This window comes from Streptomyces boninensis, from assembly GCF_048572725.1.
Lineage (GTDB): Bacteria > Actinomycetota > Actinomycetes > Streptomycetales > Streptomycetaceae > Streptomyces > Streptomyces boninensis.
Genome location: NZ_CP183837.1, coordinates 2,677,203 through 2,697,628, shown reverse-complemented (window position 1 = coordinate 2,697,628; position 20,426 = coordinate 2,677,203). Strand labels below are relative to the sequence as shown.

Below are 20,426 nucleotides of genomic sequence, written 5' to 3'. Positions count from 1 at the left end.
CGGGTGGGTGGGGGAAAGTCCCCACCCACCCGACGTGAAGCGATCAGCAGGTGCCAAGCGCCTCGCTAAGCGCCGACTTCTCCGCCGAGTCGGCAGTCATGCCGTACGTGTGCTTCACCCACACCCACATCCGCGCATACGTGCAGTGATAGCCGCTCACCGGCGGCATCCACTCCGCCGGGTCCTTGTCGCCCTTCTCCTGGTTCACGTTGTCCGTCACCGCGATCAGCTGAGCTATCTCCAGGTTGTTCGCGAACTCTTCGCGCCGGTCCGCAGTCCACTCCGACGCCCCCGACCGCCACGCCTCCGCGAGCGGCACGACGTGGTCGATGTCCACATCCGCGGCAGCGGACCACGTGGCGTCGTCGTACGGGGACTCCCATGTGCCGCTCGTCGCCGCGCAGCTGGAGTCCTGCTGGACGTCCTTGCCGTCGCGCTTGAGGACCGTCTCGCGGGTGTTGCAGGCGCCCTCGACCGTGGACCAGTGGGGGAACTTGTCGCGGTCGTAGCCGGAGTCCGAGCCCTCGGCCGCCTCCTTGATCTCGGAGAGGTACGTGCGCGCGGTCGCCGCGTCCGGCGGGGTGGGGGGTGCGGCTTGCGCGGTGGAGGTGAGCGGTACGGCGAGGAGGATGCCGGAGACGGCGGCGGTCACCGCGAGGACGATGCGTCGACGCGCGTAGACCTTACGGCGTGCGTGACCCATGGCTATTCGGGGCATTCGAACTCCCTCAGGTGTGGGGGTTGTTGGTCCTGAGTTGCTCGTGCATGGTGGCCCGGCGGGGTTTCGTTGAATCGGGCACCAGGTAACACCTTTGCGACATGGGCATGTCATGCGCAAGACCGCGATGCGGGTCCGCTGAGATCCGGCGGCGGAAAAACCGGGTCTCCGCCCCGGACCCATGCAGGCCAGCGCACCAGCGCCGGCTGGATACGCTCAGCCCGTGCTCCTCCCCGTAACACCCCTCCTCGGCTACGTCCTTGCCGCCCTCCTGCTCGCAGCCATCGCCGTCGCCGCCCTCGCCCACCTCGGCGACGGCCGCGGCCGCACGCCCCACTGGCGCGCCATCGGCACCGCCGGGCTGCGTGCCGCGGTGCAACTCGGCGCCGTATCACTGGTGATCGGCTGGGTGGTGCACGCGCTCGGGCTGCTGCTGGCGTTTGTGGGGCTGATGTTCGCGGTGGCCGCGTGGACCGCGGGGCATCGCATCACGCAGAACGGCAGCTGGCGTTGGGCCGCCGCCCCGATCGCGGCGGGGGTGCTGCCCGTGCTGGTCGTGCTGCTGCTGACCGGGCTGCTGCCGCTGCGCGGCATCGCCCTCATTCCGGTCGCCGGGATCCTCATCGGCGGCGGGCTCACCGCGACCGTGCTCGGCGGGCGGCGGGCGCTGGACGAGTTGCAGACGCGGCGGGGGGAGGTGGAGGCGGCGATGGCGCTCGGTTTCGTGGAGCGGGATGCCCGGATGGAGATCGCCCGGCCGGCCGCCTCCGACGCGCTCATCCCCGGGCTCGACCAGACCAGGACTGTGGGGCTGGTCACGTTGCCGGGGGCGTATGTGGGGATGCTGCTGGGTGGCTCTTCGCCCGTACAGGCCGGGGCTGTGCAGCTGTTTGTGCTGGTCGCGCTGCTGGTGGTGCAGGCGGTGGCGGTCGCGGTGGTGCTGGAGCTGGTGGCACGCGGGCTGATTCACCGCGTACACTTGAACGCATCTGAAGGGGAGTAGCTCTCTGCCGGTGTCGTCGACATACTGCTCAGTTCGCTGAGCCGGCGCCCGGAGCGAGGCCCGACGGCGGAAGCCGCGGCCGCGCCAGCGAGACCTTCGGCCAAGCAGTGTTCATGGACGCTGCCGCGCCGGAGTGGTCTCGCTTTTTTACGCTCCGGGGTGGGACGTCCCGTAACGAAAGAGACCTCTCTTGCTGAGCCTCAGCACCATCGCGATCACCTTCGGTGTGATCTTCCTTGCCGAGCTCCCCGACAAGACCGCTCTTGCCGGGCTGATGCTCGGCACCCGCTATCGCGCCGCCTACGTCTTCGCCGGGGTGGCGGCGGCCTTCGTCGTGCACGTCGTCATCGCCATCGCGGCCGGCTCGCTGCTGGCGCAGCTGCCGCAGCGGCCCGTGCAGGCGGTTGTCGGGCTGCTCTTCCTCGCGGGCGCGCTCATGCTGCTGTTCAAGAAGGATGATGAGGAGGAGGAAGCCGCCAGGCCTGCCGATCCCAGCTTCTGGAAGGTGGCGGGGGCGGGGTTCATGCTCATTCTCGTCGCCGAGTTCGGTGATCTTACGCAGATCATGACGGCGAATCTTGCCGCTCGTTACGACGACTGGCTCTCGGTCGGCATTGGTGCGCTGCTGGCGCTGTGGGCCGTCGCCGCGGTCGGGATCTTCGGTGGGCGGGCGCTGATGCGGTACGTGCCGCTGAAGCTGATCACGAAGGTGGCGGCCCTGGTGATGCTCGTGCTGGCCGGGTTCTCTCTCTACGAGGCCATCCGGGGGTAGCACGCGCTGCCCCCTCCCGTTGTCAGGGGCGGGAGGGGGCAGCGCGCGGTCTCAGGCGCCGAACTCCAGCTGGATGCTGCCGTCCGGGAGCTGGGTGACCTTGATCTCGTCGAGGTCGTCGACGTGGACGTCCGGCAGCTCGCCCTTCGCCCGCGGCCCGACGCCGACCACGCGCATGCCGGCCGCCCGGCCCGCGGCCACGCCTGCGGGGGAGTCCTCGAAGACCACGCAGGTGGCGGGGTCGACGCCCAGCTCGGTGGCGCCCAGCAGGAAGCCCTCCGGGTCCGGCTTGCTCTTCTTCACCGACTCGGCCGTGACGCGGGTGGCGGGCATGGGCAGCCCGGCGGCCGTCATGCGGGCGTCGGAGAGGGCGCGGTTGGCGGAGGTGACCAGGGCGTGCGGGAGGTCGCCGTCGGTGAGGGCGGCCATGAAGGCGGGGGCGCCCGGTATCGGGACGATGCCGTCGGTGTCCTCGGTCTCCCACACGAGCATGCGGGCGTTGTCCTCGAGGTTCTTGGCCGGGTCGCGGTCGGGGAAGAGGGCGGCGAGGGTCGCGTGGGCCTGCTTGCCGTGGCAGTGCGGGAGGATCGCGTCGGCGTCCTCGCCGTTCTCGGCCGCCCAGCGGCGCCAGACGCGGTCGACGGCGGCGTCCGAGTTGAGCAGCGTGCCGTCCATGTCGAGCAGCAGGGCGCCTGCGGTGAGCTTCATTGGATCTCCGGGCGGTCGTCGTCGCGGTGGACTCTGAGGTTTGTTCCTCAACGATACAATGCCCGGAGTCCGGCTCAGTGAGCGCGGGCCGCCCGTAGCAACCGCAGGGCCGGCTCGGGGAGCTCGCGGCCCTTGAGCCACACCGCGTGCAGGATCCGGGCCAGGCGGATCGCCGGGTCGACGCTGACCTCCACCAGGTGGCCGCGCTCCAGATCGTCCCGTACGGCCAGGGCGGAGAGCACGGCGGGGGCCAGGCCGCGGACGGCGGCGGTGCGCAGGGGGGCCGTGGCGCCCAGTTCCAGCACGGGGACCGCGATGCCGTCGTACGGGCGCAGCGCCGCCTCCAGCGTCTCCCGGGTGCCGGAACCCGACTCGCGTACCAGCAGCGGGGTGTCCGCCAGCTCGCGGCCGCTCAGCGGGCGGCGGCGGCGCGCCCAGGGGTGGTAAGGGGCTACGACCACTGCCAGGCGGTCCTTACCCACGGCCGTACGGTGCAGATCGTCCGGGATGTACGGGCCCTCGACGAAGCCGAGGTCGCAGGCGCCGCGGCGGAGCGCCTCGATCACGCCCCAGCTGTTGGCGACCGTCAGGCCCACGTGAATGTCCGGGTCCTCCTCGCGCAGCGCCACGAACCAGCCGGGCACCAGCTCCTCCGCGATGGTCAGGCTCGCGGCCACCTGCAGCTTGGGGTCCTGGCGGGAGCGGAGCGCGGCGGCGCCCTCGACGAGCGCCTCGGCCTGTTCTAGGAGGGAGCGCGCCCAGTCGGTGACGACGGCCCCGGCGGCGGTCAGCCGGGAGCCCGAGGTCGAGCGGTCCACCAGCCGCAGCCCCAGGCGGCGCTCCAGCGTACGGATGCGGCCGCTCGCCGACGGCTGGCTGATGCCCAGGCGGGCGGCCGCCTGGCCCAGGCTGCCGGTCTCCGCTACGCAGACGAGGAGCTGCAGGGCGTGGAGGTCGGGGAGCGGGCGGCCGTGGGTGGGTGGGGGCACCCGGGCAGTCTCTCATAGGGGATCCCTATGGGCTGGTCGTAAGATCGCGGCTACCGGGGGCGGGCGGGCCGCCGCAGGGTGGAAGCATGCTGCTTTCCGGCCCTGAGCGGGTCGCCTCCCCTGCTGCTCCGCCTGCCGCCTCACCTGCGGCTTCCCCGGTGCAGACGCCCGCCTCCGTACCCGCCCCCGAGCGCCCGGGCCGCGCCGCGCGGGTGCTGCGGGCCGGGCGGCGCCACCTGCCGGGGCTGCTGCTCGCGGTCGTCGGCGTCGCGCTCGCCTGGGCCGTACACGCTCTGCTGCCTGCCGTGCCGATGCTCACGGCGGCCGTGGTGCTCGGGATCGTCGCCGCGCATCTTCCGCTGGTCAGCGGCTATGTGCGCGGGAGCGCCCGGCCGGGGCTTTCGATGGCGGGCAAGCGCCTGATGCGCGTGGGGATCGTGCTGCTCGGGCTCAAGCTCAGCCTGGGCGATGTGGCCGGGCTCGGGTGGGAGAGCCTGGCCATGGTGGCCGGTGTCGTGCTGGCCACCTTCTTCGGCACGCAGTGGCTGGGGCGCAAGGCCGGGCTCTCCGGGGATCAGTCGCTCTTCGTGGCCACCGGCTATGCGATCTGCGGCGCCTCCGCCATTGGCGCGGTCAGCGGCGTGCTCGGCAAGGGCCAGGACGCGGCGGCGGAGCGGCGGCGGGAGTCGGACATGGCCGCCTCCATTGCGCTGGTGACCCTCTGCGGGACGCTGGCCATCGCCGTACTGCCGCTGCTGAAGGGGCCGTTGGGCCTGGACGCGGTGGAGTTCGGGCGGTGGGTCGGGGCCGGGGTGCATGACGTGGGGCAGGTGGTGGCCACCGCGCAGACCGCCGGGCCCGCCGCGCTGACCGAGGGGGTGCTGGTCAAGCTGATACGGGTGGCGATGCTGGCGCCGCTCGTCGCCGGGGTGGCGCTGAGCCGGCGGCGGGGTGCGGGCAGCGCGCCCGCGGGCGGGCGGCGGCCCGCGCTGCTGCCGCTGTTCGTCGCGGGCTTCCTGGCCATGGTGGCGCTGCGCAGCACGGGGCTGGTGGGCAACGGCGTCCTGGACGTCGCGGACACCGCCCAGGAACTGCTGCTCGCCGCCGCGCTCTTCGGCCTCGGCAGCGCGGTGCACCTGCCGACGCTGTCGCGCTCCGGCGCCCGGCTGGCGCTGGTCGGGCTCGGGTCGTGGGTGCTGGTCGCCGGGGCGTCGTATGCGGGTGTGCTGCTGACCGCGTAGCGGTTACGTCTCCGACTCCAGCGCGCGCCGCGTCGCCGGGCCGTACACGCCGCTCTCGTCGCCGTCGATGCCGCGCATGAGCTGGTAGGTGCGTACGGACTGGCGGACCTTCGCGTCGAAGGTGCCGTCGGTGTCGCCGAGCGGGTACGTGCCCGTCTTGAGCAGGCGTTTCTGCAGCTCCACCACCTCGGGGCCGCTGTCGCCCATCCGGAGCGTGGGGGGTGGGGCGGGGGCCTGGGAGCGGGTGGGGCGGGCGGAGGTGGGCTGGGGCGGTGGCTTGCTGGTGGTCTGCGTCGCCGAGGGGGAGGCGGAGACCGAGTGCGACGACTTGCTCGCGGAGGGGGATGCCGACGCCGTGGCATCGTCCGCCGAGGTCGCCGCGGTCGGCTCGTCGGTGGGAGTCGGCACGGTGGGGCCGGGGTCCGCGCTCTTACGGTCGGTGTCGCCGTCGTCCGGCATGAGCAGCACAGCGCCGATGCCGATCGCCGCGACCGCCGCGGCCGCGGCGAACATCAGCACCAAGGGGCGGCGCCGGGTGGCGGGGCGGTCGTCGCGGGCCGGGTCGTCGTCGTACCAGGTGTCGTAGTCGTGGTCGTACGCGTAGGCGCCGGGGGCTTCCTGCCGGGCCTCGCCGCCGTCCGGGCCGGACTCCGCGTCGAAGGCGCCCAGGTCCGTCGGCACCGGCGGTGCGGTCCGGTACATCGCGCCCGGGAGCGGCGTACTCGCCGCCTGAGGGGCCTCAGGGGCCTGAGGGGTCTGAGGCCCCTCAGGCGTCCCTCGCAGCACATACGGCCGGATCAGCTGCGGATCTCCACCCGGGCGTCTCTCCAGCCCGCAGTGGCACGACGGCGCCCCCTGCGCCGTGCGTGGTGCGCCGCAGCCGGGGCATGCCTGCTGTCGTTCCACCGGGCCGTCCCTCTCGTTCGAATGGAGCGATTATGCAGACGCCCGGCGCCGCTGCCCACCGCCCCCCGGCGGCCTCAGCAGGCCGGATCCGGGTAATCGGGCGAATATGGGGGTAATACGCCACACCAGCAGCACGCGAAGGTAGGGAGCCCGGCCATGGCGCGTGACGCGGACGCGAAGGCGGCGCAGGTGCCCGCCGAGGGCCTCCCGCGCCGCACCATCCTGCTCTCGATGGGCGCCCTCCTCAGCGGCATGCTGCTGGCGGCCCTCGACCAGACGATCGTCGCCACCGCGCTCCCGACGATCGTCAGCGACCTCGGCGGCATGAAGCACCTGTCCTGGGTGGTCACCGCCTACATGCTCGCGGCCACCGCGGGCACCCCGCTCTGGGGCAAGCTCGGCGACCAGTACGGGCGCAAGAAGCTCTTCCAGACGGCGATCGTGATCTTCCTGGTCGGCTCCGCGCTCTGCGGCATCGCCCAGAACATGCCCCAGCTGATCGGCTTCCGCGCCCTCCAGGGCCTCGGCGGCGGCGGCCTGATGGTGCTGTCGATGGCGATCGTCGGCGACATCGTGCCGCCCCGCGACCGCGGCCGCTACCAGGGCCTCTTCGGCGCCGTCTTCGGTGCTACGAGCGTCCTCGGCCCGCTCCTCGGCGGCCTGTTCACCGAGCACCTCAACTGGCGCTGGGTCTTCTACATCAACCTCCCCATCGGCCTGGTCGCCCTCGTGATCATCGCCGCCGTGCTGCACATCCCGAGGCGCACCGACCCGCACCGCATCGACTACCTGGGCACCCTCCTCATCGCCTCCGTCGCCACCTGCCTCGTCCTGCTGACCTCCCTCGGCGGCAATACCTGGGGCTGGGCGTCGCCGCAGATCATCGGCCTCGCCGTCCTCGGCGTGGTGTTCCTGGCCGCGTTCATCTGGGCCGAGACCAAGGCCGCCGAGCCCGTCATCCCGCTGAAGCTCTTCCGCATCCGCACCTTCACCCTCTGCTCGGTGATCGGCTTCGTCGTCGGCTTCGCGATGTTCGGGTCGATGACGTATCTGCCGACGTTCCTGCAGGTGGTGCACGGCGTGACGCCGACGATGTCCGGCGTGCACATGCTGCCGATGGTGGCCGGCGTGCTCATCGCGTCCACCGGCTCGGGGCAGCTCATTTCCCGTACGGGACGGTGGAAGGTCTTCCCGGTCCTCGGCACGGCGATCACCGCGTTCGGCCTGCTCCTGCTGCACCGGCTGACGGAGACCACGGGCACCTGGGAGATGAGCGCCTACTTCTTCGTCTTCGGCTTCGGACTCGGCCTCGTCATGCAGGTGCTGGTGCTCGCCGTGCAGAACGCCGTCGGCTACGAGGACCTCGGCGTCGCCACCTCCGGCGCCACCTTCTTCCGCTCCATCGGCGCGTCCTTCGGCGTCGCCGTCTTCGGCACCATCTTCACCAACCGGCTCGCCGACAAGCTCACCGCGGCACTGGGCGGCGCTCAGCAGCTCCCGGGCGGCGTGGACGTGGCCGACCTGGAGGCCGACCCGCGGGCGATCGCGAAGCTGCCGCCGGAGGTACGGGACGAGGCGCTGCACGCGTACTCGACGTCGATCACCGACGTCTTCCTGTACGCCGTGCCGGTCGTCGCCCTGGCCTTCATCATCTCCTGGTTCATCAAGGAGCAGCCGCTGCGCGGCACCGTCACCGTCCCGGACGCCAGCGAGACCGTCGCCACCAACCCGGTCCAGCGCAGCTCCCGCGAAGAGGTGGCCCGCGCGCTGACCCAGCTCTCCACGCTCGAGGGCCGCCGCGACATCTACCGCGACATCACCGCCCGCGCCGGGCTCGACCTCAAGCCCGCCGCGAGCTGGCTGCTGCTGCGCATGCACCGCTACGGCTCCGCGGATCCCGCGATGCTCGCGCAGCGCGCCAACGTACCCATCGGCATCGTCAACGCGGCCGCCCGCCAGGTCGAGGAGCGCGGCCTCGCCCGCCGGGACGGCCTGCCGCTGGTCCTCACCCCGGCCGGCGCCGAGCTCACCGGCGCCCTCTCCCGGGCCCGCGAGGAGGCCCTCGCGGAGCTGCTCGGCGACTGGTGGACGGCCGACCGGCCGCGCGATCTCACCGACCTGGTGGCGGAGTTGAGCGGCGAGCTGTCCGGGTCCGACGCCGAGATCCCGTACGACGACTTCCCGCGCCGCACGCCGGTGCCGGACCTGGAGAACGGCCACGGCGGGGACCACCGCGGCGACTACCGCCCGTAGGGCACAGGGCCGGTCAGCCCTCCTTGGGCCCGGTCTGCTGAATGACCTCGAACGACCACACATCCGACCCGCTCGCCGCCGGCCGCTGCCCGCCGCCGTGCCCCGCACCCATGCCCTTCATCCAGGCCTGGAAGGACTCCTCGTCCTTCCACCGGGTGTAGACGAGGTACTTGTCGGTGCCCTCGACCGGCCGCAGCAGCTCGAACCATTCGAACCCGTCGGAGGACTCGACGGCTCCGGCGCGGGACGCGAACCGCTGCTCAAGGGTCTCCCGCTGCTCTTCCGGGACGGTCAGTGCGTTGATCTTCACGATGCTCATGGTGAACAGGGTCGCATGACCGCCAATTCGGGCTAGACGTCAGGTATAGGCATGATGGACTGCGTCTGACCAGAGGGAGCAGTACGGCCAGGCGTCGAGCGATATACGAGGAGTAGCGGGGCGTGTCGGACACCGAGGGGTACAGGGCGGGTCTTGGTACGCGCAGCGTCGTGGTGCTCGGCGCGCTGTGGGTGCTGGCCGGGGTGCTGGCGGCGCGGCTCGCGGCCGAGGTGCTGCGGACGCCGCAGGAGGAGCGGCTTGCCGACCTCGACGCCTGGATCGGCCCTGACGGCGTACTGCGGCACCGCGGTTCGGTGTACGACGACGGCGCCTTCACCGGCACGCCCTTCAACGGCCTCGTACTCAAGCCGCTCACCCGCGCCGCCGAACAGGGCCTCGGCGTCGTCTGGACCTTCGGCACCCTGCTCCTCGTCGTGGGCCTCGGCGTGCTCGCCGCGCGGGCGCTGCCGGAGCCGGTCACCCGGCGGACGCGGCTGCTGACCGCGCCCGCGGCGGTCAGCCTGATCGCGCTGTCGGTGCCGGTGCGGGAGACGTTCACGCTCGGGCAGACCAGCCTGCTGCCGGTGCTGCTGGCGCTCGGCGGGTGGTGGCTCGCCTGGCGCGGGCGCAGTGGCGGGGCCGCGCTGATCGGGCTCGCGGCGGCGCTGCAGCCCGCGGTGCTGCTGTTCGCGCCGGTGCTGTGGCTCACCGGGCGGCGGGGCGCGGCGTATTACGCGGGCGGCACCTTCGCGGCGGCCACCGCTGCCGCCTGGGTGGCGATGCCGGCCGACTCCTGGGCGTACTGGATCCACCACATCGCGGGCGCCGGGCTCGGCGAGCCGATGGACAGCGCCGCGAACCAGTCGCTGCACGGCGCCCTGCTGCGGCTCGGGCTGACCGGGCCCGTGGAGATCGCGGTGTTCCTGCTGCTGGCCGCGGCGGTCGGGTATTTCGCGGTGCGGCGGGCGGTGCACTACGCGCGCGACGGGCAGCTGCTGCTCGCCGCCGCGATTGCCGGGTGCGGGGCCATCGCGATCGCCCCCGCGGCGTGGCAGCACGAGCAGCTGTGGCTGCTGCTCGCGGTCGTGGGGCGGACCGGGGCGCGGACCCGGGACCGGTATGTGTGGCCGGTCTTCGCCGTGCTGGTGATCACCTTCGACGGCAAGGACCTGGTGCCGAATCTGGCCTGGCTGTCCTTCATCAGCGACAACGTCGTCCTCATCGCCGCGCTGCTGGCCGCGACCTCGGTGCCTTTCCTCTCCCGTACGGCCGATGCCTGGGCCAAGCCGGCCCCGACCAGGCTGCTCGACCGGCCGAACATCCTGCTCGAACTGCTCCTCATCCGAATCGGCTACCGGCTCTACTCCTACGTCCGCAGCTTCGCCCCCGACGGCCGCGACCTGGCCGAGGGACACGGCGACCAGATCCTCGCCATCGAGCGCTTCCTGCACATCGACATGGAGCACTGGCTCAACCACAAGGTGGCGTCCATCGGCTGGCTCGAATCGTCGATGAACTTCTACTACGCCTCCTTCCACTTCCTGGTCCCGCTGTCGATCCTGGGCTGGCTCTACGCCACCCGCCCCGCCGCCTACCGCAAATGGCGCGCCTCGCTGGCCTTCGCGACCCTCTTCGCGCTCATCGGCTTCTGGGCCTATCCCCTCGCCCCGCCGCGGCTGATGCCGGGCCTCGGGTACATCGACACGGCGAATGGGCCCCAGGACTTCGACGACCCGAAGTTCGGGATGCTGACGGGCGTCTCCAACCAGTACGCGGCCATGCCATCGCTGCATGTCGGCTGGTCGCTGTGGTGTGCGCTGGTGCTGTGGCGGCTGGCGCCGTATGCGTGGCTGCGGTGGGCCGGGTTCCTGTATCCGGCGCTGACGACGATGGTCATCATGGGTACGGCCAACCACTACCTGCTCGACGCGGCGGGCGGCGTCGCGGTCGTCGCGGCCGGGCTCTTCGCGGCGCGCGGGCTGCAGCGGGCGCTGGCGGCCGGCGCGGCTACGCGTGCAGCTTCAGGCCCTTCGTCGTCCGGTCCACCTGATTCCTCGGGCCGTACAACGCCAGACCGACCAGATTCAGCTCGGCAGCCGGAACGGGCTTGACCGCGGCGCGATTGTCGTCGTCGTTGTCGGTGACGAAGTTCTCCTCGGTGTAGATGCCGGTGTGCAGGCCGCGCCGCAGCGCGCGCTCGCGGGTGCGCTGCAGCTCGGCGGCGTCCGCGGCGTAGATCAGGACGGGCTCGCGGGCGAGGGCGAGGTAGGTGTTGCCGTCGGCGTCCTCGTACGGCTTCTCGCCCATGATGGTGTCGGTGGCGTGGGCGACGCCGGTGGCGAGGAAGGCGGCCACGTTCAGCTTCTGCCAGGTGGCGAGGTCGGCGCGGACGATGATGGCGAACTTGGTGTCGAATCGCATGGTGGGGAGCTTGCCGGGCCGGGGGCCGCGGAGTCTTGAACGCTCGTGCGGGACAATGACGGTATGACCGGCGCGGACTGGGCCACCTACTGGCGCGACCCCGTGCGGCCCGTCGAGGCCATGCGGGCGCACTTCGTCGAGCACACCTTCCACAAGCACAGCCACGACGCCTACTCCTTCGGCGTCACCGAGGAGGGTGCGCAGCGCTTCGCCTGCCGGGGTGGGAAGCACACCTCCGCGGCCGGGCTCGTCATGACCTTCAACCCCGACGACCCGCACGACGGGGAGTCCGCGGCCGAGCTCGGCTTCACGTACCGGATCGTGCACATCGGCCCCGATGTCGTACGGGAGCTGCTCATCGAGCAGGGGGCGGGTGGTGAGCTGCCGCTCTTCCCCGAGCCGGTGCACCACGACCGCGTGCTGCGGCGGGCCGTCGTCGGGCTGCACGAGGCGCTCGCAGGCGGGGCCGGGGCGCTGGTGCGGGAGGAGCGGCTGATGGCCGCGGTCACCGCGATGGTGCGGCGGCGGGCGACGGGGGTGCGGGCCCGGGAGGCCGTGCCCGCCGGGCGGGAGCAGGCGCGGCGGGCCGCCGAGGTGCTGCGGGCGGCGGTGACCGAGGACCTGTCCGCCGAGGAGCTGACGCTCGCGGCGGGGGCCGGGAGCCGGTTCGCGCTGTACCGGGCGTTCAAGGCCGAGTACGGGATGGCGCCCAGCGACTACCAGCGGCTGCTGCGGCTGCGCTCCGCGCGCGAGCTGATCGTCGCGGGCAGCAGCGCGGCGGATGCGGCCGCGGCGAGCGGCTTCGCGGATCAGGCGCACTTCCACCGATGGTTCGTGCGGAGTTATGGGGTCACGCCCGGGGCGTACGCGAGGGCGGGCGCAGGCGCCTGAAGCGGGGGTCCGGGGGCGAAGCCCCCGGGATTCTTCTCCGGCGGAGACCAGCCTGGCCACCGCATATTGTCCCTTCGGGACTATCGTGTTTCACTGCGCCTCGTGGCTGACACACCATCAGATTTTGAGGCCGATTACATCGTCGTGGGCGCCGGCAGCGCCGGCTGCATCGTCGCCCGCAGACTCGCCGACAGCGGCGCGAGCGTGCTGTTGGTCGAGGCCGGGGCAGGGAAGCTCGACCGGTCGCGCATCGTACGGGTGCCGGGAATGATCTCGATCATGCACTCGGTGCCGCAGGTGAAGAAGCGCTTCGACTGGGGCTATTACTCCGTACCGCAGAAGCACGCGGCCGGGCGGCGCATCCCCATGACCCGCGGCAAGCTGCTCGGCGGCTCCAGCGCCATCAACGGGATGCTCTTCGTGCGCGGGCACCGCGGCAACTACGACGACTGGGCGGCGGAGGGCTGCCGCGGCTGGTCGTACGACGACGTGCTGCCGTCCTTCAAGCGCATGGAGGACTGGGAGGGCGGCGCGAGCGATGTCCGCGGGGCGGGCGGGCCGGTGGCCGTCAATCGCACCGGCCCCATCGTCCCCGCCTCCGAGGCGCTGGTGGAGGCGATGAGCGAGGCGCTCGGCACGCCGCGCAACGACGACTACAACGGCGCCGAGCAAGAGGGCGTCGGGGTGGTGCAGATGAGCGCCCGGGACGGGGTGCGGTATTCGACCGCGCACGCCTATCTCGCGGATCGTCCGGCGAATCTGCGGGTACGGGCGGCCGCCATGGTGGGCCGCGTGGTGATCGAGGGCGGTCGGGCCGTCGGGGTCGAGATCGTCGGGGGTGACGGGCGGAAGCAGGTGCTGCGCGCCGGGCGCGAAGTGGTGCTGTCGGCCGGGGTGGTGGGGTCGGCGCAGATACTGATGCTGTCGGGGGTCGGTCCTGCCGAGCAGCTGCGTGAGCACGGCATTGAGGTCGCCGCTGACCTGCCGGTGGGGCGGAATCTGCACGATCACCTGTTTGTGCCGATGACCTTCCTGGCGCCGAGTGCGCAACACCGGGGGACGGCCGGACACTTCTTCGGCGGGATGCTCGCCGAGACGGTGCGCGGGGGGACGTGGCTGGGGAGGACCGTCTTCGAGGCGATGGCCTTTGTCCGTACGGGCGCGGCGGAGACTCCCGCCGGACAGCCCGACCTGCAGGTCCATGCGCTGCCGTGGTCGTATCCGAGTCCGAATCAGGATGCTCCGGTGCGGCATGACGTGGACAAGCGGCCCGCGCTGACCGTCATGCCGACGCTGATCTACCCGAAGAGCCGGGGGGAGGTGCGGCTGGCTTCCGCCGATCCGGCTGCGGCGCCGCTGATCGACCCGGGGTATCTGTCGGATCCGGACGACTCCCGCTTTCTGCTGGAGGGGATGAAACTGATCCGGGATGTCATGGCGCACAAGCGGCTTGATGAGGTCGTCACGGGTGAGTTGCACCCGGGGGCGCGGTACGCGGACGATGCCGCGCTCGCGGCGGAGCTGCCGGAGCGGATTCACTCCGTGTATCACCCGGTGGGCACGTGTCGTATGGGCGTCGATGAGGAGGCGGTCGTCGATCCGGAGCTGAAGGTGCGGGGGATTGAGGGGCTGCGGGTGGCTGATGCCTCGATCATGCCGACGATCAGTGGCGGCAATACGAACGCTCCCGCGATGATGATCGGGGAGCGTGCGGCGGAGTTGATGCTCTGATTCTCTTCGGCGCTGCGCGCCGGGGGCTGTACCCACCCGCCCGCCCGTTCCTGTGAGCGAGAGGAACGGGCGGGCGGGTGGGTACAGCTGGCGCGCAGCGCCGAAGCGGATCAGACGTACGTAACCTGCATCTCCTTCACGCCATTGATCCAAGCCGAGCGCAGCCTCCGCGGATCGCCCTCCAGCCGGATCCCGGGCATGGCGTCGGCAATCGCATTGAAGATCAGCTCAATCTCCAGAATCGCCAGCGACTTCCCCAGGCAGTAGTGCGGCCCACCGCCCCCGAACCCCAGATGCGGATTCGGATCCCGCGTGATGTCGAAGCGCTCCGGGTGGTCGAAGACCTCCGGATCGTGATTCGCCGACGCGTAGAAGAGCCCGACCCGGTCGCCCGCCTTGATCTGCGCGCCGCCCAGCTCCACGTCGCGCGTCGCCGTCCGCTGGAACGACGTCACCGGCGTGCCCCAGCGCACGATCTCCTCGGCCGCGGTCGCCGGGCGCTGGGTCTTGTACAGCTCCCACTGCTCCGGCTGCGTGAGGAAGGCGTGCATGCCGTGGGTGATCGCGTTACGGGTGGTCTCGTTGCCGGCGACGGCGAGCATGAGGACGAAGAAGCCGAACTCGTCCTCCGACAGGTTGCCCTCGTGCTCCGCGGCCACCAGCTTGGAGACGATGTCCTGCGCCGGGCACTTGGTGCGCTCGGCCGCCAGGCCCATCGCGTAGCCGATGATCTCCGCGGCGGCCTCCTTGCCGGCCTCCTCGGTGATCGCGAGCTCGGGGTCGTCGTAGGCCAGCATCTTGTTCGACCAGTCGAAGAGCTTGCCGCGGTCCTGCTGCGGCACGCCGATCAGCTCGGCGATCGCCTGGAGCGGCAGCTCGGCCGCGATCTCGGTGACGAAGTCGCCGCTGCCGCGGTCCGCCGCCTCGGCGACTATGCGGGTGGCGCGGCCGCGCAGGGCGTCCTCGAGGGAACGTATCGCGCGCGGGGTGAAGCCGCGCTGGACGATGCCGCGGACCCGGGTGTGCTCGGGCGGGTCCATGTTGAGCATGATCAGGCGCTGCATCTCGATCTCGTCGCGCTGGATGTGCTCGCTGAAGCGGATGACCGCGGTGTTCTCGGTGCTGGAGAAGGTCTGGGCATCGGTGGAGACCGCCTTCACATCCGCGTGCCGGGTCACCACCCAGTAGCCCTCGTCGTCAAAGCCGACGCTGCCGCGTGGCTGCGGACACCACCACACCGGCGCGGTCTGGCGCAGCTCGGCGAACTCGGGGAGGGGGACGCGTTGTTGGTAGATGTCGGGGTCGGTGAAGTCGAACCCGTCGGGGAGGGCGGGGCAGGGCGGCATGAGAGCCTCCACGTTCTGACGGACCATCAGAAAACGCGGTGAGAGTAGTAACGGGTTCTACAACCTGCAATAGACGCGTCGGGGTTCGTTGCGTGCACATTCCGTGCGGGTTGCGTGCACACCCCTTGCGCGGGTGGGTGTAGGTCAGGAGACTGCTTGGATAACTGATACGTGTTCTAGTTCTCCTGGTTCTCCCGTACGAGAGGACGCTCTGGTCATGGCCGCTGAACCCGTCATCGTCGAGGCTGTACGCACCCCCATCGGGAAGCGCGGCGGCACCCTGTCCACGCTGCATCCGTCCTATCTGCTCGGCGAGACGTACCGAGAGCTGCTGGAGCGTACGGAGATCAAGGCCGACTGCGTCGAGCAGATCGTCGGCGGCTGCGTCACGCACGCCGGCGAGCAGTCCATGAATCCGGCCCGCACGGCGTGGCTCACCATGGGCCTTCCGTACGAGACCGCCGCCACGACGGTGGACTGTCAGTGCGGGTCCTCGCAGCAGGCGAATCACATGGTCGCCAACATGATCGCGTCCGGCGTCATCGACGTCGGGATCGGGTGCGGCGTCGAGGCCATGACCCGGGTGCCGCTGGGCAGCGGGTCCAAGCACGGGCCGGGGAAGCCCTTCCCCGATGAGTGGAATGTGGATCTCCCTAATCAGTTCGAGGCGGCCGAGCGGATTGCCCGTAACCGCGGGCTGACCCGGGAGAACGTCGACTCGCTCGGGCTGATCTCGCAGGAGCGGGCGCGGCGGGCGTGGGACGAGGGGCGGTTCGACCGCGAGACCTTCGGCGTGCAGGTGCCGACGACCGAGGAGGAGCAGGCCGCGGGGCAGGGCATGTGGCGGCTCGTCGAGCGGGATCAGGGGCTGCGGGAGACGTCGATGGAGGGACTCTCCGGCCTGAAGCCGGTCATGCCGACGGCCGTGCATACGGCGGGGAATTCGTCGCAGATCAGCGACGGCGCCGCCGCGGTGATGTGGATGTCGAAGCGGCTGGCGCGGGCGCTCGGGCTGCGCGGGCGGGCCCGGATCGTCGCGCAGGCGCTGGTGGGGTCCGACCCGCACTTCCATCTCGATGGGCCGATCGACGCGACCAAGGCGGTGCTCGGGCGGGCCGGGATGTCGCTGAAGGACATCGATCTGGTGGAGATCAATGAGGCCTTCGCTTCTGTGGTGCTGTCGTGGGCGCAGGTCTTCGGGCAGGACCTGGAGAAGGTGAATGTGAATGGCGGGGGCATCGCTCTCGGGCATCCGGTGGGGGCCACGGGGGCGCGGCTGATCACCACCGCGCTGCATGAGCTGGAGCGGCGGGACAAGGAGTTCGCGCTGATCACGATGTGCGCGGGCGGTGGGCTGGCCACGGGGACGATCATTCAGCGGCTGTGACCATGGGGGCTCCGCCCCCAGACCCCCGGATGCCGGCGCTTCGCGCCTCGTCCTCAATCGCCGGACGGGCTTGACTGCCCGTCCGGCGATTGTCGTCGGCCGGTGTGTTGGTGGGTGGCTATCGCGTGTGCTGGCGGGCGTAATGGCCCTTTGCCTTTGATCTGTTGCCGCAGATCGCCATGGAGCACCAGCGGCGGGTGCCGTTCTTCGAGACGTCGTAGAAGTGCAGGATGCAGGTCGGGCCTGAGCAGGCCCGGATGCGGCCCGGGCGGTCGTCGAGGAGGCGGAGGTAGTTTTCGGCGGCGGCCCAGGCGGGGAGCCAGGCCGGGTCTTCGGCCTCCAGGTGGGTGGTGGGGCGGCCGTCGGGGTCGAGGGCGTGGCGGACTCGGGCTCGGGACAGCACCTTGTTCAGGGCGCGGAGGGCGGCCGGGTCGGGTGTGGTGGTCGGTGTGTCCACCAGTTTCGCCAGGGCGGCGCGGGCCTCGTGCAGGGCGTTGAGGGTGGCTGTGTCCGCGTGCGGGGCCGGGTCCGGGAGCTGCGCCGCTACGGGTGGTGAGGACAGCCAGACGGCGAGGCCGTCCGTGGAGTCGAGCAGGTCGGCCACGCGGTCGCCGGACATCCAGCGGGTGTTGAGGAGGTCGATGGCGAGGGGCTCGCCTGCCAGGGGGCGTGGGTCGGGGCTGCTGCTGCTCATGGTGTCAGGCTAACCGGTCAACTGGGTGTGAGTGGTTGACCGTGTTCGCGTCTAACCTTTAAAGTTAATTTAGAAGGTTAGAGGGGTCGCCTCTGGCCCTGGATGAAGGCGTCGACATGACTGCTCTGGCATCGCTGCAGACCGGACACGTGGGGTTGAACGTCACCGATATCCGCCGCTCCGTGGACTTCTACGTCCGCGTCTTCGGCTTCGAAGTCACCTCGGAAGGCAAGGACGAGGGGCGGGAGTTCGCCTTTCTGAGCCGTGATGGCCGGCTGGTGGTGACCCTCTGGCAGCAGGGGGCCGGTGGATTCGCCGCCGATCGGGCGGGGCTGCATCACCTGTCCTTTCAGGTGGAGACGGTCGATGAGGTCCGGGAGGCGGAGCGCGTGCTGAAGGGGCTGGGGGCGCACTTCGCGTACGAGGGTGTGGTGCCGCATGGTGAGGGTGCCGCCTCGGGTGGGATCTTCTTCGCTGACCCGGATGGGACCCGGCTGGAGATCTATGCGCCGACCGGGGCCGAGGGGGCTCCAGCGCCCGCTGGGGCCGCGCCGACCTGCGGGTTCTTCTAGCCATGGCCACTTATACGAGTGGCGAGCTCGCCGTTCAGGAGCGGGCCGGGCTCGCCGGGCCGGCGGGGAATGCGCTGCGGGGGATTCGGGGTGAGGTCCCGGAGGTGGCCGCTGCTTTTCTCGGCGAGCAGCCGATGATCGTTGTCGGGGCGGCTGACGGTGCTGGGCGGATGTGGGCGACCGTGCTGGCGAGCGAGCCCGGCTTCCTCGCCGTACCGGACCCCTCTGTGGTGACGATCGGCGCGCGGCCGCTGCCCGGGGACGCGCTTGCCGAGGTGCTGGCGGGGGAGGCGAAGGTGGGCACCATCGCCATCGAGCCCGCCACCCGGCGCCGTATGCGCCTCAACGGCCGCTCGGCGCCGGCCGGTACGGGGGCGGGGCTGGGGTCGGGGTCGGGGCCGGGGCCGGGGCCGGGGTCGGGGTCAGGGCTGGGGCTCCGGGTGGAGCTGGATCAGGTGATCTCCAACTGTCCCAAGTACCTGCAGCGGCGGACGTACGACATCGTGCCGACGACCGCCGGGCGGGCGGCCGGGTGGCGGGGTGAGGCGCTCACCATGGCCCAGCAGCTCGTGATCGCCACCGCCGACACCTTCTTCATCGCCACCGCCGACGAGTCCGGCGACGCGGACGCCTCGCACCGGGGTGGCAATCCCGGCTTTGTGGAGGTGGTGTCGCCGACGCGGCTGCGGTGGCCCGACTATGTCGGGAACGCGATGTTCCTGACGCTCGGGAATCTGGAGCAGAATCCGGCTGCGGGGCTGGTCTTTCCTGACTGGGAGACCGGGGATCTGCTGCAGGTCACCGGCTCCGCCCGGACGGTCTGGGGGGCGCAGCGGATGGTCGAGTTCGAGGTGCGGGAGGTGAACGAGATCTCCGGCGCGCTGCCGTTGCGCTGGAGCGAGCCGGAGTTCTCGCGGTTCAATCCGCCGATCGGAGCTGCCTAGATGTCCCGGAAGGTCTCGATGCTGGCGCCGACGGAGTTCAGGCGGTCGGCCAGGGACTCGTAGCCGCGGTTGATGACGTAGACGTTCCGGAGGACGCTCGTGCCCTCCGCCGCCATCATCCCGAGGAGGACCACCACCGCCGGGCGGAGTGCGGGCGGGCAGATCATTTCCGTTTCGCGCCAGCGGGTCGGGCCCTCGACCAGGACGCGGTGCGGGTCCAGGAGTTTGACGCCGGCGCCGAGTCGGGTCAGTTCGGTGAGGTAGATGGCGCGGTTGTCGTAGACCCAGTCGTGGATCAGCGTCGAGCCCTGCGCGGAGGCGGCGATCGCGGCGAAGAACGGGACGTTGTCGATGTTCAGGCCCGGGAACGGCATCGGGTGGATCTTGTCGATCGGGGCCTGGAGCTTCGACGGGCGGACCGTCAGGTCGATCAGGCGGGTGCGGCCGTTGTCGGCGGGGTATTCCGGGCCGCGGTCGTGGTCGAGGCCCATCTCCTCGAGTACGGCCAGCTCGATCTCCAGGAATTCGAGCGGGACGCGGCGGATCGTCAGCTCGGAGGACGTGACGACGGCGGCGGTGAGGAGGCTCATCGCCTCTACCGGGTCCTCGGACGGGGAGTAGTCGACGTCGCGGTCGATGTGGCGGACGCCGTGGACGGTGAGGGTGGTGGTTCCTACGCCCTCGATCCGTACGCCCAGCTCCTCCAGGAAGAAGCACAGGTCCTGGACCATGTAGTTCGAGCTGGCGTTGCGGATCACCGAGACGCCGTCGTGGCGGGCGGCGGCGAGGAGAGCGTTCTCCGTGACCGTGTCGCCGCGCTCGGTCAGGACGATCGCGCGGTCCGGGGTGATGCCGGGCTCCACCTCGCAGTGGTACGTGCCCTCGGTCGCCGTGATGTCCAGGCCGAAGTGGCGCAGCGCGCTCATGTGTGGCTGCACGGTGCGGGTGCCGAGGTCGCAGCCGCCGGCGTACGGGAGCTTGAAGCGCTCCTCGCGGTGCAGGAGCGGGCCGAGGAACATGATGACGGAGCGGGTGCGGCGGGCCGCTTCGGTGTCGAGTGCGTCGAGGTCCAGGTCCGCGGGCGGGATCACTTCGAGGTCCGCGCCGTCGTTGATCCAGCGGGTGCGTACGCCGATCGAGGCCAGGACTTCGAGGATGCGGAAGACCTCTTCGATACGGGCGACCCGGCGCAGCACCGTGCGGCCGGAGTTGAGGAGCGTGGCGCAGAGGAGGGCGACGCAGGCGTTCTTGGACGTCTTTACGTCGATCGAGCCGGAGAGGCGGCGGCCGCCGGACACCCTCAGGTGCATAGGGCCGCCGGTGCCCAGGGAGACGATCTCGCTGTCCAGTGCCTCGCTGATGCGGGCGATCATTTCGAGGCTGATGTTCTGGTTGCCGCGCTCGATGCGATTGACGGCGCTCTGGCTGGTGCCGAGCGCCTCGGCAAGGTGGGTCTGGGTCCAGGCCCGGTGTTGCCGGGCCGTGCGGATAAGTTTGCCGATGCGTACGAGGTAATCGTCTGCCATACGCG

19 protein-coding genes are annotated in these 20,426 nt (G+C 71.0%); 10 read left to right on the top strand and 9 right to left on the bottom strand.

The features are described 5' to 3' along the window. Positions 1 to 43 precede the first annotated feature (43 nt). Positions 44 to 718 carry an HNH endonuclease family protein gene (locus tag ACNNMR_RS12165; RefSeq protein WP_419994590.1) on the bottom strand — a complete coding sequence of 225 codons (675 nt, stop codon included), beginning with the start codon at positions 716 to 718 and terminating at the stop codon, positions 44 to 46. Between the two features lie 223 nt (positions 719 to 941). On the opposite strand from ACNNMR_RS12165, the gene ACNNMR_RS12160 reads away from it, so the two are divergent. Together ACNNMR_RS12160 and ACNNMR_RS12155 are read left to right on the top strand one after the other, a co-directional pair. Further along, on the top strand, positions 942 to 1,721 hold the full coding sequence (locus tag ACNNMR_RS12160) for an ABC transporter permease (RefSeq protein ID WP_419994589.1): 780 nt from the start codon (positions 942 to 944) through the stop codon (positions 1,719 to 1,721). A 190-nt stretch (positions 1,722 to 1,911) separates the two neighbouring features. Continuing rightward, positions 1,912 to 2,493, top strand: coding sequence for a TMEM165/GDT1 family protein (locus ACNNMR_RS12155; RefSeq protein WP_419994588.1), 582 nt, complete (start codon positions 1,912 to 1,914; stop codon positions 2,491 to 2,493). A 51-nt stretch (positions 2,494 to 2,544) separates the two neighbouring features. Here the strand turns inward: ACNNMR_RS12155 and ACNNMR_RS12150 are convergent, their stop codons facing one another. Together ACNNMR_RS12150 and ACNNMR_RS12145 are read right to left on the bottom strand one after the other, a co-directional pair. Further along, entirely contained in the window at positions 2,545 to 3,201 is a 657-nt protein-coding gene (locus ACNNMR_RS12150) for an HAD-IA family hydrolase (RefSeq protein WP_419994587.1), read from the bottom strand. Between the two features lie 74 nt (positions 3,202 to 3,275). Beyond that, on the bottom strand, positions 3,276 to 4,190 hold the full coding sequence (locus ACNNMR_RS12145) for a LysR family transcriptional regulator (RefSeq protein ID WP_419994586.1): 915 nt from the start codon (positions 4,188 to 4,190) through the stop codon (positions 3,276 to 3,278). 86 nt (positions 4,191 to 4,276) lie between these two features. Here ACNNMR_RS12145 and ACNNMR_RS12140 point away from each other — a divergent pair, with 86 nt between their 5' ends. Further along, the gene (locus ACNNMR_RS12140; RefSeq protein WP_419994585.1) at positions 4,277 to 5,431 is read left to right on the top strand and encodes a YeiH family protein; all 1,155 of its coding nucleotides are present in this window, start codon (positions 4,277 to 4,279) and stop codon (positions 5,429 to 5,431) included. A gap of 3 nt (positions 5,432 to 5,434) precedes the next feature. On the opposite strand, the gene ACNNMR_RS12135 is transcribed toward ACNNMR_RS12140, so the two are convergent. Beyond that, on the bottom strand, positions 5,435 to 6,112 hold the full coding sequence (locus ACNNMR_RS12135) for a peptidoglycan-binding domain-containing protein (protein WP_419994584.1): 678 nt from the start codon (positions 6,110 to 6,112) through the stop codon (positions 5,435 to 5,437). A 381-nt stretch (positions 6,113 to 6,493) separates the two neighbouring features. On the opposite strand from ACNNMR_RS12135, the gene ACNNMR_RS12130 reads away from it, so the two are divergent. After that, positions 6,494 to 8,590, top strand: coding sequence for a DHA2 family efflux MFS transporter permease subunit (locus ACNNMR_RS12130; protein WP_419994583.1), 2,097 nt, complete (start codon positions 6,494 to 6,496; stop codon positions 8,588 to 8,590). 13 nt (positions 8,591 to 8,603) lie between these two features. On the opposite strand, the gene ACNNMR_RS12125 is transcribed toward ACNNMR_RS12130, so the two are convergent. Continuing rightward, positions 8,604 to 8,909 carry an antibiotic biosynthesis monooxygenase family protein gene (locus ACNNMR_RS12125; RefSeq protein ID WP_419994582.1) on the bottom strand — a complete coding sequence of 102 codons (306 nt, stop codon included), beginning with the start codon at positions 8,907 to 8,909 and terminating at the stop codon, positions 8,604 to 8,606. A 122-nt stretch (positions 8,910 to 9,031) separates the two neighbouring features. On the opposite strand from ACNNMR_RS12125, the gene ACNNMR_RS12120 reads away from it, so the two are divergent. After that, complete coding sequence (locus ACNNMR_RS12120; protein WP_419994581.1) at positions 9,032 to 11,020, top strand: bifunctional glycosyltransferase 87/phosphatase PAP2 family protein; 1,989 nt, start codon at positions 9,032 to 9,034, stop codon at positions 11,018 to 11,020. Here ACNNMR_RS12120 and ACNNMR_RS12115 read toward each other — a convergent pair. After that, the gene (locus ACNNMR_RS12115) at positions 10,917 to 11,330 is read right to left on the bottom strand and encodes a DUF2000 family protein (protein ID WP_419994580.1); all 414 of its coding nucleotides are present in this window, start codon (positions 11,328 to 11,330) and stop codon (positions 10,917 to 10,919) included. The genes ACNNMR_RS12120 and ACNNMR_RS12115 overlap by 104 nt on opposite strands. A 63-nt stretch (positions 11,331 to 11,393) precedes the next feature. On the opposite strand from ACNNMR_RS12115, the gene ACNNMR_RS12110 reads away from it, so the two are divergent. Then, positions 11,394 to 12,221: an AraC family ligand binding domain-containing protein gene (locus ACNNMR_RS12110; protein WP_419994579.1), complete on the top strand. Its 828-nt coding sequence runs from the start codon at positions 11,394 to 11,396 to the stop codon at positions 12,219 to 12,221. A 102-nt stretch (positions 12,222 to 12,323) separates the two neighbouring features. Then, a complete protein-coding gene (locus ACNNMR_RS12105; protein WP_419994578.1) occupies positions 12,324 to 13,952 on the top strand; it encodes a GMC family oxidoreductase in 1,629 nt (542 codons plus the stop codon). Positions 13,953 to 14,062: 110 nt separating this feature from the next. On the opposite strand, the gene ACNNMR_RS12100 is transcribed toward ACNNMR_RS12105, so the two are convergent. Next, positions 14,063 to 15,298: a cytochrome P450 gene (locus ACNNMR_RS12100; protein WP_419994577.1), complete on the bottom strand. Its 1,236-nt coding sequence runs from the start codon at positions 15,296 to 15,298 to the stop codon at positions 14,063 to 14,065. A 217-nt stretch (positions 15,299 to 15,515) separates the two neighbouring features. Here ACNNMR_RS12100 and ACNNMR_RS12095 point away from each other — a divergent pair, with 217 nt between their 5' ends. Continuing rightward, on the top strand, positions 15,516 to 16,685 hold the full coding sequence (locus tag ACNNMR_RS12095; protein WP_419994576.1) for a steroid 3-ketoacyl-CoA thiolase: 1,170 nt from the start codon (positions 15,516 to 15,518) through the stop codon (positions 16,683 to 16,685). Between the two features lie 118 nt (positions 16,686 to 16,803). Here ACNNMR_RS12095 and ACNNMR_RS12090 read toward each other — a convergent pair whose 3' ends face one another. Next, positions 16,804 to 17,379, bottom strand: coding sequence for a CGNR zinc finger domain-containing protein (locus ACNNMR_RS12090; protein WP_419994575.1), 576 nt, complete (start codon positions 17,377 to 17,379; stop codon positions 16,804 to 16,806). Positions 17,380 to 17,495: 116 nt separating this feature from the next. Between ACNNMR_RS12090 and ACNNMR_RS12085 the strand changes: the two genes are divergently transcribed. Together ACNNMR_RS12085 and ACNNMR_RS12080 are read left to right on the top strand one after the other, a co-directional pair. Beyond that, positions 17,496 to 17,951, top strand: a complete 456-nt coding sequence (locus tag ACNNMR_RS12085; protein ID WP_419994574.1) for a VOC family protein — start codon at positions 17,496 to 17,498, stop codon at positions 17,949 to 17,951. A gap of 2 nt (positions 17,952 to 17,953) precedes the next feature. Beyond that, complete coding sequence (locus tag ACNNMR_RS12080) at positions 17,954 to 18,895, top strand: pyridoxamine 5'-phosphate oxidase family protein (protein WP_419994573.1); 942 nt, start codon at positions 17,954 to 17,956, stop codon at positions 18,893 to 18,895. Here ACNNMR_RS12080 and ACNNMR_RS12075 read toward each other — a convergent pair. Continuing rightward, a complete protein-coding gene (locus tag ACNNMR_RS12075) occupies positions 18,892 to 20,421 on the bottom strand; it encodes a helix-turn-helix domain-containing protein (protein ID WP_419994572.1) in 1,530 nt (509 codons plus the stop codon). The genes ACNNMR_RS12080 and ACNNMR_RS12075 overlap by 4 nt on opposite strands. Positions 20,422 to 20,426: the final 5 nt, after the last annotated feature.

Coding starts and splice junctions, on each gene's coding strand:
- ACNNMR_RS12085 (WP_419994574.1), top strand. CDS start 17,496: ATGACTGCTCTGGCATCGCTGCAGACCGGACACGTGGGGTTGAACGTC.
- ACNNMR_RS12075 (WP_419994572.1), bottom strand. CDS start 20,421: ATGGCAGACGATTACCTCGTACGCATCGGCAAACTTATCCGCACGGCC.
- ACNNMR_RS12150 (WP_419994587.1), bottom strand. CDS start 3,201: ATGAAGCTCACCGCAGGCGCCCTGCTGCTCGACATGGACGGCACGCTG.
- ACNNMR_RS12125 (WP_419994582.1), bottom strand. CDS start 8,909: ATGAGCATCGTGAAGATCAACGCACTGACCGTCCCGGAAGAGCAGCGG.
- ACNNMR_RS12080 (WP_419994573.1), top strand. CDS start 17,954: ATGGCCACTTATACGAGTGGCGAGCTCGCCGTTCAGGAGCGGGCCGGG.
- ACNNMR_RS12115 (WP_419994580.1), bottom strand. CDS start 11,330: ATGCGATTCGACACCAAGTTCGCCATCATCGTCCGCGCCGACCTCGCC.
- ACNNMR_RS12140 (WP_419994585.1), top strand. CDS start 4,277: ATGCTGCTTTCCGGCCCTGAGCGGGTCGCCTCCCCTGCTGCTCCGCCT.
- ACNNMR_RS12130 (WP_419994583.1), top strand. CDS start 6,494: ATGGCGCGTGACGCGGACGCGAAGGCGGCGCAGGTGCCCGCCGAGGGC.
- ACNNMR_RS12090 (WP_419994575.1), bottom strand. CDS start 17,379: ATGAGCAGCAGCAGCCCCGACCCACGCCCCCTGGCAGGCGAGCCCCTC.
- ACNNMR_RS12165 (WP_419994590.1), bottom strand. CDS start 718: ATGCCCCGAATAGCCATGGGTCACGCACGCCGTAAGGTCTACGCGCGT.
- ACNNMR_RS12100 (WP_419994577.1), bottom strand. CDS start 15,298: ATGCCGCCCTGCCCCGCCCTCCCCGACGGGTTCGACTTCACCGACCCC.
- ACNNMR_RS12110 (WP_419994579.1), top strand. CDS start 11,394: ATGACCGGCGCGGACTGGGCCACCTACTGGCGCGACCCCGTGCGGCCC.
- ACNNMR_RS12095 (WP_419994576.1), top strand. CDS start 15,516: ATGGCCGCTGAACCCGTCATCGTCGAGGCTGTACGCACCCCCATCGGG.